The 12911-nt window shown below is 63.4% G+C and carries 10 protein-coding genes; all 10 read left to right on the forward strand.

What is annotated here, in order from left to right; translation table 11 throughout:
* Window positions 1-24: 24 nt before the first annotated feature.
* Window positions 25-603 (forward strand): CDP-diacylglycerol--glycerol-3-phosphate 3-phosphatidyltransferase, encoded by a 579-nt coding sequence (gene pgsA / locus WC509_02865; GenBank protein MFA5006393.1) that lies wholly within the window; start codon window positions 25-27, stop codon window positions 601-603.
* A 61-nt stretch (window positions 604-664) separates the two neighbouring features.
* The gene (gene recA, locus WC509_02870; GenBank protein ID MFA5006394.1) at window positions 665-1681 is read left to right on the forward strand and encodes a recombinase RecA; all 1017 of its coding nucleotides are present in this window, start codon (window positions 665-667) and stop codon (window positions 1679-1681) included.
* Window positions 1682-1914: 233 nt separating this feature from the next.
* Complete coding sequence (gene rny, locus WC509_02875) at window positions 1915-3480, forward strand: ribonuclease Y (protein ID MFA5006395.1); 1566 nt, start codon at window positions 1915-1917, stop codon at window positions 3478-3480.
* A 55-nt stretch (window positions 3481-3535) separates the two neighbouring features.
* A complete protein-coding gene (locus tag WC509_02880) occupies window positions 3536-4294 on the forward strand; it encodes a TIGR00282 family metallophosphoesterase (protein ID MFA5006396.1) in 759 nt (252 codons plus the stop codon).
* A gap of 20 nt (window positions 4295-4314) precedes the next feature.
* Window positions 4315-5754, forward strand: coding sequence for a tRNA (N6-isopentenyl adenosine(37)-C2)-methylthiotransferase MiaB (gene miaB / locus WC509_02885; protein MFA5006397.1), 1440 nt, complete (start codon window positions 4315-4317; stop codon window positions 5752-5754).
* Complete coding sequence (locus tag WC509_02890; GenBank protein MFA5006398.1) at window positions 5744-6061, forward strand: YlbF family regulator; 318 nt, start codon at window positions 5744-5746, stop codon at window positions 6059-6061. Before miaB ends, WC509_02890 begins: the two co-directional genes overlap by 11 nt.
* A gap of 135 nt (window positions 6062-6196) precedes the next feature.
* Window positions 6197-7657, forward strand: a complete 1461-nt coding sequence (locus WC509_02895) for a hypothetical protein (protein ID MFA5006399.1) — start codon at window positions 6197-6199, stop codon at window positions 7655-7657.
* A 28-nt stretch (window positions 7658-7685) separates the two neighbouring features.
* Window positions 7686-10271, forward strand: coding sequence for a DNA mismatch repair protein MutS (gene mutS, locus WC509_02900; GenBank protein MFA5006400.1), 2586 nt, complete (start codon window positions 7686-7688; stop codon window positions 10269-10271).
* Between the two features lie 21 nt (window positions 10272-10292).
* Complete coding sequence (gene mutL, locus WC509_02905; protein MFA5006401.1) at window positions 10293-11996, forward strand: DNA mismatch repair endonuclease MutL; 1704 nt, start codon at window positions 10293-10295, stop codon at window positions 11994-11996.
* Window positions 11975-12910, forward strand: coding sequence for a tRNA (adenosine(37)-N6)-dimethylallyltransferase MiaA (gene miaA, locus WC509_02910; protein ID MFA5006402.1), 936 nt, complete (start codon window positions 11975-11977; stop codon window positions 12908-12910). Before mutL ends, miaA begins: the two co-directional genes overlap by 22 nt.
* Window position 12911: the final 1 nt, after the last annotated feature.

The following is a 12911-nucleotide window of genomic DNA, read 5'->3' on the forward strand; positions in this document are numbered from 1 at the left end:
TATAATTCTCGCGAGGTGCATAGGATGAATCTGCCGAACAAACTGACGATGGCACGCATCGTCATGGTCCCGCTTCTGATCGCCGTCTACGTCATCTGGGGCGCACATGGCGTGCCTGCCTATCTCGCGATGGGAACCATCTACCTTCTCGCTTCCTTCACCGACTATCTCGACGGCGCGATCGCGCGCAAGCGCAACATCGTCACCACCTTCGGCAAGTTCATGGATCCGCTCGCCGACAAGCTTCTCGTGATGACGGCCCTCGTGATCCTCGCCGACGTCGATGCGCGGAACATCCTCCCGGGACTGTGGATGCCGTTCTGGGCTCCCCTCATCGTCCTCGCCCGCGAGTTGATCGTGACCTCGATCCGGCTCGTCGCCGTCGGCGAAGGCACGATCATCGCCGCCTCGAAGCTCGGCAAGGCCAAGACCGCCGTCACGATGGCCGCGACCGGCTACTACTTCCTCGTCCTGCCGTGGCAACTGCATCCAGCGCTCGACGTCGTCGGCATCGTCCTGATGGCCGCGGCGCTCCTGCTCACCATCGTCTCCGGCGCCGACTATTTCTGGAAAAACCGCAAATCGATTTTCGCCTCGGTCTGAGAAGAAAAGGACCGGAAGCGGCGTATCATCTTGATTGACCATTCGACGGGAGGAATCTGCCATGGCTGACGAAAAACGCAAGAAGAGTCTTGAAATCGCGCTCAAGGAGATCGAGAAGGAATACGGCAAAGGCGCCGTCATGATCCTCGGCGAGGAGCAGCAGAACATGCAGGTCGAAACGGTCTCCACCGGTTCGATCAAGCTCGACGCCGCGCTCGGCGTGGGCGGCTACCCCAAGGGTCGCATCGTCGAGATCTTCGGTCCGGAATCGACGGGCAAGACGACGTTCGCGCTCCATGCGATCGCGGAAGTCCAGAAAAGCGGCGGCTATGCCGCCTTCATCGACGCCGAACATGCGCTCGATCCGGTCTACGCCAAGGCGCTCGGCGTCGACATCGATTCGCTCATCCTCTCCCAGCCGGACACCGGCGAACAGGGACTCGAGATCGCCGAGGCGCTCGTGCGCAGCGGCGCCGTCGACATCCTCGTCGTCGACTCGGTGGCAGCGCTCGTGCCGGAAGCCGAGATCCGCGGCGAAATGGGCGATTCCCACGTCGGTCTGCAGGCCCGCCTGATGTCCCAGGCGATGCGCAAACTCTCGGGGGTCCTCTCCAAATCGAACTGCATCGCCATCTTCATCAACCAGATCCGCGAGAAGGTCGGCATCATGTTCGGCAATCCGGAGACCACTCCGGGCGGCCGTGCCCTCAAGTTCTACGCCTCCGTGCGCCTCGACATCCGCCGCGGCGAGCAGATCAAGGAAGGCAACGACATCATCGGCAACCAGGCACGCGTCAAGGTCGTCAAGAACAAGGTCGCGGCGCCGTTCAAGACGGCCGAGATCGACCTCATCTTCGGCAAGGGCATCTCCCGGTCGGGCGAGGTCGTCGACCTCGGCGTCGACCTCGACGTGATCAAGAAAAGCGGATCCTGGTTCGCCTACAACGACCAGAAGATCGGGCAGGGCCGCGAGAACGTAAAACGCTATCTCGAGGAGAACCCCGCCGTGATGGACGAGATCGCCGCGATCGTACGCTCCAAGTACAAGCCGACCGCCACCAGCAAGTCGCAGGAATGACGTTTTCGAAAAAACCCGTCCGCGGGTTTTTTTTGCGGGTCGTCCCCTTCCGTTTTCGTCACGCGCGGTAAATAATTTTTGACTATGAAGTCGGTTTATACTATAATATAGAGAGTAAATGCATCACGATGGGTATATTGATGGATCGGACCGCAGCGTGTGGGATGCCGCGGTCGACCCGATGATATAACGGTCTCAAGGCAAGAAAAAAACTACATCATGGAGGTAAAGACATGCCTGATTTCGCAATTGTCCTTATTTCCGGTGTGGTCGGTCTCATCCTCGGCGGCATCGCCGGTTTCATCTATCGCGTCACGGTCGTGGAAAAAGGATTCCAGACCACCCGCGAAAAGGCGAAGAAAATCGTCGACGAAGCCGTCGTGCAAGCGGAAAAACTGAAAAAAGAGAAGCTTCTTGAAGCGAAACAGGAAATCTACAATCTCAATTCGGAAAACGATAAGGTCATCAGGGAGAAGAAAACGGCGATCGCCGAGATTGAAAACAAACTCAATCAACGCGATGATCTGCTCGAACGCCGTTCCGCCAACCTGGACAAGCGTGAACTGAACCTGGATCGCAAGGAAGAAGCCATCGACGAGAAGAAAGCCGCTCTCGAGGACAAGAACGCCCGCCTGGAAAGCATCATCCAGCAACAGAACACCAAACTGTTTGAAATCGCCAATTTGAGCGAAGAACAAGCCAAACTGATCATCATGGAACGCGTCGAGGCCCAGATGGCCGACGAGATCGGCCGCTATATCCGCGACGCCGAGGATACCGCGCGCGAGGAAGCCGCCAAGACGGCCAAGAACATCATCGCGAACGCCATTCAGAAATACGCCCAGGACGTCACCACCGAGACCACCGTCTCCGTCGTGAACCTCCCGAGCGACGAGATGAAAGGCCGCATCATCGGCCGCGAAGGCCGCAACATCCGCACCATCGAGGCCATGACCGGCGTCGACCTCATCATCGACGACACGCCCGAGGCCGTCGTCCTCTCCGGATTTGACCCGATCCGCCGCGAAATCGCCAAGAAGACGATCGAAACCCTCATCCAGGACGGCCGCATCCATCCCGCCCGCATCGAGGAGATCGTCGAGAAGACCCGCGTCGAGGTCGACCAGTTCATCCGCGACATGGGCGACAAGGCCGTCTTCGAAACCGGCGTCGGCAAGGTCCATCCGGACATCGTCAAGCTGCTCGGCCGCCTGCATTTCCGCACCTCGTACGGGCAGAACGCCCTCCGCCATTCGATCGAGACCGCCTTCCTCGCCGGCAAGCTCGCCGTCGAAGTCGGCGAGAACGAAATCCTCGCCAAGCGCGCCGGTCTTCTGCACGACATCGGCAAGGCCGTGGACCACGAAGTCGAAGGTTCCCACGTCGACATTGGCGTCACCCTGGCCACCCGCTATCGCGAAAATCCCGCCGTCGTCGACGCAATCTCCAGCCATCACGGCGACACCGAGGCGAAGACCGTCATCGGCGTCCTCGTCGCCGCCGCCGACGCGCTCTCGGCCGCCCGTCCGGGCGCCCGCAGCGAATCGCTCGAGAACTACATCAAGCGCCTGACCCAGCTCGAGGAGATCTCCAACGGCGTCAAGGGAGTCGACCAGTCGTTCGCCATCCAGGCTGGACGCGAAGTCCGCGTCATCGTCAAGCCGAGCGAAGTCGACGACGCCCGTACCTTCGCCGTCGCCCGCGAGATCCGTCAGCAGATCGAAGAAAAGATGAGCTATCCGGGGACGATCAAGATCACCGTCATCCGCGAGACCCGCGCCCAAGAAGTCGCGAAATAATCCACCCGAGCCTTCCTATCCAGGGAGGCTCGCATTCTAGAGGGAGCTTCCATTCATGAGAATCCTGTTCGTCGGCGACGTCTACATGGCGCCCGGCCGCAAGGCCTTCGCCAAATACTACGAAACCGTCAAGAACGAGTACAAGCCGCAGTTCGTGGTCGTGAACGGCGAGAACATCGCCGACGGCAACGGCATCACCGCCGACATCTACCGCGACCTCATGTCCGCGGGCGTGAACGTCGTCACCCTCGGCAACCACGCCTTCACACGGCGCGACTCCGCCGAGGTCCTGAAACTGCCGAACATCGTCCGTCCCGCCAACTACGGCCGGAGCGCCGCCGGCCGCGAGTACCTCACGGTCGACTTTAACGGCAAGAAGGTCACCGTCGTCAACCTCCTCGGCCGCGTCTTCATGCGCGACCAGATCGACAATCCCTTCGTCCGCATCGACGAGATCCTTTCGTCCGTGAAGAGCGACTACTGGATCGTCGACTTCCACGCCGAGGCGACGAGCGAGAAGATCGCGATGAGCCTCTATCTCGACGGTCGCGTCGACGCCCTCATCGGCACCCACACCCATGTTCCGACGGCCGATGCGGGTCGCCTGCCGAAGGGGACGCTTTACGTCACCGACGTCGGCATGACCGGCGTGCGCTACGGCGTGATCGGAGGGCAGGCCGTCCAGGGCATCCGCAAGTTCCTGTCCGGCGTCCCCGAGACCGTCGTCCCCGAACTCAACGGACCGCTCCAGTTCAATGCCGTCTTCCTCGATCTGCAGCAGAAGCGGATCGAAAGCGTCCGCATCGCCGAATGACCCGACGGGAGGTCTACCCCTTGCTCAAGAACGAGCTTCGAAAACCCAGCCTCGCCCTCGCGCGGAAACGGTCCCAGACCGCTTCCGCGTTTTCGGCGTTCACCCTGCCGGAAGGCCTTTCCGGCTTCGCGGCGGGACGCACCTTTGCGATCGAGACCTACGGCTGCCAGGCGAACGAGGCCGACACTGAACGCATCGCCGGCCTGCTTCTGGCCTGCGGCTACGAACCCGCCGCTTCGTCCGCCGAGGCCGACCTGATCGTCTTCAACACCTGCGCGATCCGCGAAAACGCCGAAAACAAGGTCTTCGGTGAACTCGGACGCATCAAGGGATACAAGCTGACGCGCCCCGGAATGAAGATCGCCGTCGGCGGCTGCATGCCCCAGGAGGAGGCCGTCGTCGAACGGATTCTGAAGAAATACGACCAGGTCGACGTCGTCTTCGGCACCCACAACCTGCATGAACTTCCGGGGATGCTCCGGCGCGCCGACGAGGGCGTCCGCGTCGTCGACGTCCGCTCCGAGGAAGGCGGCATCGTCGAGAACGTGCCGCGACGACGCATCGCTGGACCGCGCGCCTGGGTCAGCATCATGTACGGGTGCGACGAGTTCTGCACCTACTGCATCGTCCCCTACACCCGCGGCCGTGAGCGCAGCCGCCGGCCCGAGGACATCCTCGCCGAGATCGCCGCGCTGGCGGCCGAAGGCGTCCGTGAAGTCACCCTCCTCGGCCAGAACGTCAACTCCTACGGCCTCGACTTCCAGGATCGGACCTACCGTTTCTCCGACCTGCTCGACGCCGTACGGCTTCTCCCGGTGGACCGCGTACGTTTCACCACCTCGCATCCCAAGGATTTCTCCGACGACCTCGTCTCATCCCTCGCCCGCGGCGGCAACCTGATGCCGTACGTCCATCTCCCGGTCCAGTCCGGCTCCGACCGGATCTTGAAGGCGATGAACCGCAAGTATCTGTCGGCCGACTATCTGTCGCTCGTGCGAAAACTGCGCGCTTCGATCCCCGACGTGTCCGTCACGACCGACCTCATCGTCGGCTTCCCGGGCGAAACCGAGGAGGATTTCCAAGCGACGCTCGACCTCGTCGACGCCGCCGGCTTCGAAGGCGCCTACACTTTCGTCTTTTCGCCCCGGACCGGCACGCCGGCTGCGACCTATCCCGACGATACGCCCCGCGCCGTCAAGGACGCTCGCCTGCAGACGCTGAACCGGAAGGTGAACGAGGGCTTCCTCGCCGGCAACCGCCGCTTCATCGGCCGGATCGTGCGGGTGCTCGTCGACGGCCGTTCGCCGACGGGACGGAAACTGCTCTCGGGATATACCGAACACAACAAGATCCTGCATTTCGAAGGCCCCGACGCGTGGATCGGGTCGATCGTCGACGTCCGCGTCACCGACGCGAAGACCTGGAGTCTCGAAGGCGAGGCGATCGGCCATGACAGGTGAGCGGCTGGTCGCGATGATCCGCGCTTCAGACCTCGTCAAGCGGCTCCGGGAGATCGCGGCGGCACTTTCTTCGGATGCTCGTGCGATGGCGAGATACGGCGCTATTCTGGATCATCAGAAGCAACTCGTGAACGCCATTTCGGCGGGTCGTTCGAAACGTGCTGAAGCCCTTCGGATCGAGCACGAGGCGATGCTTTCGGCGCTCGTCGACGAACCGTTGGTCGCCGAATATCTCGCGCTCGTGGAGGAACTCGACGATGTCGCGCAGGAAGTCGCGGCGATCCTGAACGAGGGCGTCGCACAATGACCGAAGCGGATTCCGGAAACCGCGGACGAAATGCTTGGAAATCGCCCAACTGCCGACTTTTTTTCGGCTTGACTGCTTGATTTCGCCTGAAAAGTAGAGTACTATTATATTAAGACGCATTCCGAGGGTGACAACGTGGCCAAATTCAAGTCGAACGAAGATTATTTCGCTTATTCGAAGACGCTCTCCGTCATACCGGCGGAGGATCTCGCCGCCCTGCTCATGGCGCACAAGATCCGCGTGCCGTTCTACGTGCACCGGTTCGTGCTCAAGGACACGATCTATCCGAAGGTCTTCCAGACGCAGCTCTACCAGACCTATACGGACGAGGTCAAATACCGTCTGCGCGGATACCACGAGTATTCGCTCTATCTGCTTGAGAAGCTGATCGAGGACTACGGTCTCGACTTCGACGCCGCGCGATACAAGGAGATCTTCTTCGACCTCCTGTTCCTGAACCGCGAGCTCTACGGCATCCGGGACGCCTTCCTGAACGACCTCGACAAGCTGAAATACAAATACGCCGTCGACTTCGAGAAGATCGGGTACCGCGACTTCATCGCGAAGTTCGGCGTCCTGTTCTATGAACCCGCCGGATATCTCGACGGCGTCAACCTCGGCATCCTCAAGGACGTCCTGGTGCATTCGTGCACGCTCGGCGACCTCCGCGGCATCGGCGAGAAGTACGGCGTCAAGATCCCCCGCCGCATCAACAAGTTCCAGCTGGTCGACATCCTCGCCAAGCGGTTCCGCCTGTCGCAGGCCGAAATCGACCTGATCAACGGCAAGTCGGTCCTCGAACTCGAGATCTACGCCAAGGAGAAGGGCTTCAGCATCTCCATCGACCTGAAGAAGAGCGACATGGTCGAATTCCTCGTCTTCTCGCTCAACCTCTACCACGTCGAGGTGGCGCGCGACGCCCACAACTACCAGGTCCCGCTGTCCGCCGACATCGACGCCGTCGTGATCGACGGAATCGATTTCGTCCAGAACGATCAGGACATCCCGGTCGAAGGCTACGTCGCCCCGGTCAAATCCGAACCGAAGCCCGAAGCCGCACCCGAACCGAAGCCCGAACCCGCCGTCGTCCAGGAAGAAGAGGTCGAGGCGCCGGCGCCGATGCGCCAGCCCGAACCCGCGCCCGCCGAGGAGAAGAAGCCCGAGCCCGTCGCCGAAGCCAAACCCGCACCCGGGCCCGTGCCGGAACCCGAACCCGCGCCAAAGCCCGTGCCGGAACCCGAGCCTGCGCCGAAGCCCGAACCGGAGCCCGTCCGCGAGGAACCGAAGCCGGAACCCGAACCCGTCCGCGAGGAGCCCAAGCCCGAACCGGCGAAGGAACCCGAACCCGCCCGCAAGCCGGTCCCCCTCTCCGGACCCGAAGCCTACGACTTCTCCGACGAGGAACGCGGCCTGCTCGACGAGAAGATCAACCAGATCATCCGCAAGTACAACAAGAGGCGCCGTCAGAAGACGTTCTGGATCGTCTTCGCGAGCGTTCTCGGCGCCGCGATCCTCGGATTCGCCGGATACGTCGCGCTGTATTACTACGCCATCGATCCGGGCAACCTTCCGCCGTTCCTCCAAAGCCTCTTCTGATCCCTACGCCAAGGCGGGGTGACACTCCATGGAAACGAACAAGAACGGCTTCACCCCCATGATGCAACAATATCTCGATATCAAAAAAGACTATATGGACTTTATAGTCTTTTTTCGACTTGGGGACTTCTACGAGATGTTCTTCGGCGATGCCGCGATTGCGGCGAAGGAACTCGAAATCGTCCTGACGGGACGCGACGCCGGCCAGGAGGAGCGGGTGCCGATGTGCGGCGTTCCCTTCCACGCCGTCGACGTCTACATCGAGCGTCTCGTCGAGAAGGGCTTCAAGGTCTGCGTCGTCGAACAGCTCGAGGATCCCGCGCTCGCCAAGGGTCTCGTCAAGCGCGACGTGATCAAGCTCGTGACCCCCGGAACGATCGTCGGTCCCGCTTCGCTCGACGAGAAGTCGAACAACTACATCGCCTCCGTGACCGAGTCGAAGGCCGGGTTCACGATCGCCTACGCCGACCTTTCGACGGGCCAGAACTGCCTCGTGACGACGCCGCGCGACGCCGACCTGATGGGGAACGAGCTCGTGAACCTGCAGGTGCGCGAGATCGTCGTCGGCTCGAAGTTCAGCCAACGCCTCCTGCGCCGCCAGTTCTCCGAACATCCGCTCACGGTGACGGTCTCCGACGACGTCGACCTCCCTGCGCTCTACCGCGGACTGGCCGGCGAAATCTACGACAAGGAATCGCTCGAGACCTTCGGGCGCCTCGTCAACTACATGGTCCGCACCCAGAAGACGGAACTGCTCCACCTGCAGAAGCTGCAGCGCTTCGAGGCGACCTCCTACCTCCGCATCGACGCCAACTCCAAGCGCAACCTCGAACTCGTCGAGACGGCGCGCTACATGAACCGCCGCGGGTCGCTCTTCTGGCTCCTCGACCGCTGCCGCACCGCGCTCGGGTCGCGCTTCCTCAAGCAGACGATCCTGCGACCGCTCGTCGACCGCAGGCGGATCGAGAACCGCTTCTCGCTCATCGAGGCGCTCAACGACGATTTCGTCGTGCGCGACGAGCTCGGCGGCAGCCTCGCGGAAGTCTACGACCTCGAGCGCATCGTCGGCCGCCTCTCGTTCGGAACCGCCAACGCCAAGGACCTCGTCAACCTCGCCCGCTCGCTTCGGGCGATGCCGTCGATCAGGACGGCGATGGAACGCCTCGACAACGCCTACGCCCGCGAGATCGTGGCCGGCACGGAGACGCTCCAGGAGCTCGCCGACGCGATCGAGACCGCAATCGTCGAAAACCCGCCGCTCTCGGTCCGCGAGGGCGGCATCATCCGTCCCGGCTACTCCGCCGACCTCGACCGTCTCCGCGGCGACGCCGTCGGCGGCCGCGACTGGCTGTCCGAGTTCGAGAAGAACGAGCGCGAGCGCACCGGCATCAGGAAGCTGCGCGTCGGCTACAACCGCGTCTTCGGCTACTACATCGAGATCACCAAGGGCCAGCTCGACCTCGTCAGGGACGAGTTCGGCTACGAGCGCAAGCAGACGCTCGCCAACTCCGAGCGTTACGTGACGCCCGAACTGCGCGAGAAGGAAGCGCTCATCGTCGGCTCCGAGGAGGACGCCGTCAGGCTCGAGTACGACCTCTTCGTCGCCCTCCGCGACGCCGCCAAGGCAAAGACCGAGGGACTTCAGGCGCTGGCACGCGCCGTCGCCGAGATCGACATGGTGCTTTCGTTCGCTGCCGTCTCCGCGGAAAACGGCTACGTCCGGCCCGTCATCGTCGAGGGCCGCGGCGTCGAGATCCTCGGCGGACGCCATCCCGTGGTCGAAAAGACGCTCGTCGACGAGCGCTTCGTCAAGAACGACGTCGTCATGGGCGAGAAGACCTCGATCCTGCTCATCACCGGACCGAACATGTCGGGCAAGTCGACGTACATGCGGCAGTTCGCGGTGATGGTCGTGATGATGCAGATGGGATGCTTCCTGCCGTGCGATTCGGCGCGGCTGCCGCTGTTCGACCAGATCTTCACCCGCATCGGCGCCGCCGACGACCTGACCGGCGGGAAATCGACCTTCATGGTCGAGATGCTCGAGGTCAACTTCGCCCTCCAGAACGCCACCGAACGCTCCCTCGTCCTCTTCGACGAGATCGGGCGCGGCACCGCCACCTATGACGGCATGGCGCTCGCGCAGGCGATCATCGAATACGCCCATCACCGTCTCAAGGCCAAGATCCTCTTCGCCACCCACTACCATGAACTCACCTACCTCGAGGACGATCTGAAGGCGCTCCACAACGTCCACGTCCTCGCCCGCGAGGAGAAGGGCGGCATCGTCTTCCTCCACAAGGTCGAAGACGGACCCACCGACCGGTCTTACGGGATCCACGTCGCCCGGCTGGCGAAACTGCCGGCGGCGGTCGTCGCCCGCGCCGACGCGATCCTGCTCGAACTCGAGAAGAACCACGGCACGAACGTGATCAAGCCGCAGGACACGACCCTCTTCAACTTCGAGGCCGCCGCGGAGGCGGACGCGTCGATTCCCGCCGAGTACGACCCGATCGTCGAGCAGCTCAAGGCGCTCGACGTGAACGAACTGACGCCGCTCAAGGCGATGAACATCCTCGCCGACGTCGTCGCCGAGCTCAACCGCAAAAGATAACGTCACGAAAGGAGGCCGCCCATGGGCCAGATCGTCCGTCTCGATCCGCATCTGTCCAACATGATCGCCGCCGGCGAGGTCGTCGAACGCGTCGGCAACGTCGTCAAGGAACTCGTCGAGAACGCCCTGGATGCCGGATCCCGGCGCATCGGCGTCTCGCTCCGCGAAGCCGGCCTCGCGCAGATCCGCGTCGAGGACGACGGGTGCGGCATGGATGCCGCGGACGCCGCCCTCGCCTTCGAACGTCACGCCACCTCCAAGATCAGGACCGAGCGCGACCTCTTCCGGATCGCCACCCTCGGGTTCCGCGGCGAGGCCCTGCCTTCGATCGCCGCCGTCGCCGCGGTGGAACTCGTCACTTCGATGGGCGACGCCGCCGGCCGGAAGGTCGCCTGGAAGGAAGGACGGCTCGTCGCGGATGAGGTCTCGGCCGCCGCGAAAGGCACCGTCGTGACCGTCTCGCGTCTGTTCTTCAACACCCCCGCCCGCCTCAAATTCGTGAAGTCGCCCGAGGCTGAACTCGCCTTCATCGTCGAGCTCGTCGACAAGTACGCGATCACCCGCCCGGACGTGGCGTTTTCGCTCGAGAACGACGGCCGGACGCTTCTGCGTACCCGTGGAAACGGCGACGCCGTCGAAACCCTCGCCGCCGTCTACGGCGTCGGCGTCGCGAAGGCGATGCGCCCCTACGCCGGTCGCGGCCGCGACTATCGCGTGAGCGGACTTCTCGCCGAACCGCTCGTCCACCGCGCCTCCCGCGCCTACGTCACGATCTCGGTCAACGGGCGCGTGGTGCGCAGCCAGCGCGCCGTCCAGGCGATCATCGACGGTTACGGCCAGTCGCTCCCGCACGGACGGTATCCGATCGCCACGCTCGACATCGCCGCCGATCCCTCGCTTCTCGACGTCAACGTCCACCCCACCAAACTCGAGGTCAAGTTCTCGGAGGAGGCGGAACTCTGGCGGCTCGTCGAGGCGAGCGTCGCGGCGGCGCTCCGCGACGTCCGCGTCATTCTCCCGGCGACGCGTCCCGAGGAGACCCCGAAGGAGGTCTTCCAGCCGTCCTTCGCCCTCGGCGATTCCGAACCGGAGACGCCCGCGGTCGCAGAACCCGCCGTCATCTATGAAGCGCCCGTCGACGCCTCATTCCCCGTCTTCGACTACATCGGTCAGTTCGCGGGCACCTACCTGCTCTTCCAGAACGCCGAGGGACTCCACCTCGTCGACCAGCACGCCGCCGCCGAGCGGATCCGCTATGAACGCTACGCCCGGAGCATGGGGGCGCCGCTTGCGGCCGTCTACGAGGTCCTGATCCCGATCGACCTCGGTCTCTCGAACGCCGACGGGATCGCCGCGACGGCGGTATCCGCCGAACTCGCCGCGCTCGGCGTGACGGTCGACGTCGGTTCAGACTCATCGACCGCCGTGACCCGCGTCCCGGCCTGGTTCCCCCGCGGCATGGAAGCCGAATACGTCGAGACGATCCTCGCGACGATCCATTCGGAGCGGACGCTTTCGACGGCGGCGGTCCGCGACGAACTCGCGAAGTCGCTCGCCTGCAAGCGTTCGATCAAGGCGAACCGGTACATCAACGAAGGCGAAGTCCGGACGCTGCTCTCGGAACTCGCGAAGTGCGAACATCCCTACACCTGCCCCCACGGGCGTCCGATCATCGTCAGGATCGGCGTCCGGGAGATCGAGAAATGGTTCAAGCGGATTCCCTGACGGTGCCGGTCGTCGCTGTCGTCGGCCCGACCGCGGTCGGGAAGTCCGCCCTCGGGATCGCGATCGCGCGTCGTTTCGGCGGCGAAGTCGTCTCCGGCGACGCATATCAGTTCTACCGCGGGATGGACGTCGGCACCGCCAAGACGCCCGTCGCCGAGCGCGGCGGGATCGTCCATCGCCTGATCGACATCCTCGAGCCGGACGCGCCCTTCTCGGTCGCCGACTACCAGCGTCTCGTCCGCGCGGAAATCGCGGCCGTGCAAGCCTCCGGACAACTGCCCGTCCTCGTCGGCGGCTCCGGCCTCTACGTCCAGGCGGCGCTTTACGACTATCGCTTCGCCGGCGTCGGCCGCGACCGGACTCCCGACGGCTTCTACGACGCGCTCTCGACGTTCGAACTCCACGGGCTGCTCGCGACGCGCCATCCGGCGCTCGCCGAGACGATCGAACCCGAGAACCGGCGGCGGATCCTCCGGATGCTCGAGATCGCCGCGACGGCGTCCGAAGAAGAAATCGACCGCACCTCGGGAAAGAACCCGTACTATCCGGACCTCGTCGTCGTCGGTCTGACGATGGATCGCCCGGCGCTTTCCGCAAGAATATCGGCGCGGGTCGACGCGATGGTCGCAGGCGGCCTCGTCGAGGAGGCGCGACGGCTCTATGACCGCGGAATCCGCGGGCAGGCCGCGGCCGCGATCGGCTACCGCGAACTCTTCGCCCATTTCGATGGTGCGCTGTCGCTTCCGCAGGCCGTCGAAGCGATCAAGGTCCATACCCGCCAGTACGCCAAGCGGCAGATGACGTGGTTTCGGAACCGGATGAATGCGACCTGGTTCACGGTCGACCCGGACCGCTTCGAGGAATGCGTCGCCCGGGTCCTCGACCACCTCGAAGGAAGGCTCGGAACACGATGAA

This window comes from Candidatus Izemoplasmatales bacterium (assembly GCA_041649275.1).
Classification (GTDB): domain Bacteria; phylum Bacillota_I; class Bacilli_A; order Izemoplasmatales; family Hujiaoplasmataceae; genus UBA12489.

Excerpts from the sequence above, each read along its gene's own strand:
- pgsA (MFA5006393.1), top strand. The coding sequence starts at position 25 with ATGAATCTGCCGAACAAACTGACGATGGCACGCATCGTCATGGTCCCG.
- recA (MFA5006394.1), top strand. The coding sequence starts at position 665 with ATGGCTGACGAAAAACGCAAGAAGAGTCTTGAAATCGCGCTCAAGGAG.
- rny (MFA5006395.1), top strand. The coding sequence starts at position 1,915 with ATGCCTGATTTCGCAATTGTCCTTATTTCCGGTGTGGTCGGTCTCATC.
- WC509_02880 (MFA5006396.1), top strand. The coding sequence starts at position 3,536 with ATGAGAATCCTGTTCGTCGGCGACGTCTACATGGCGCCCGGCCGCAAG.
- WC509_02890 (MFA5006398.1), top strand. The coding sequence starts at position 5,744 with ATGACAGGTGAGCGGCTGGTCGCGATGATCCGCGCTTCAGACCTCGTC.
- mutS (MFA5006400.1), top strand. The coding sequence starts at position 7,686 with ATGGAAACGAACAAGAACGGCTTCACCCCCATGATGCAACAATATCTC.
- mutL (MFA5006401.1), top strand. The coding sequence starts at position 10,293 with ATGGGCCAGATCGTCCGTCTCGATCCGCATCTGTCCAACATGATCGCC.
- miaA (MFA5006402.1), top strand. The coding sequence starts at position 11,975 with ATGGTTCAAGCGGATTCCCTGACGGTGCCGGTCGTCGCTGTCGTCGGC.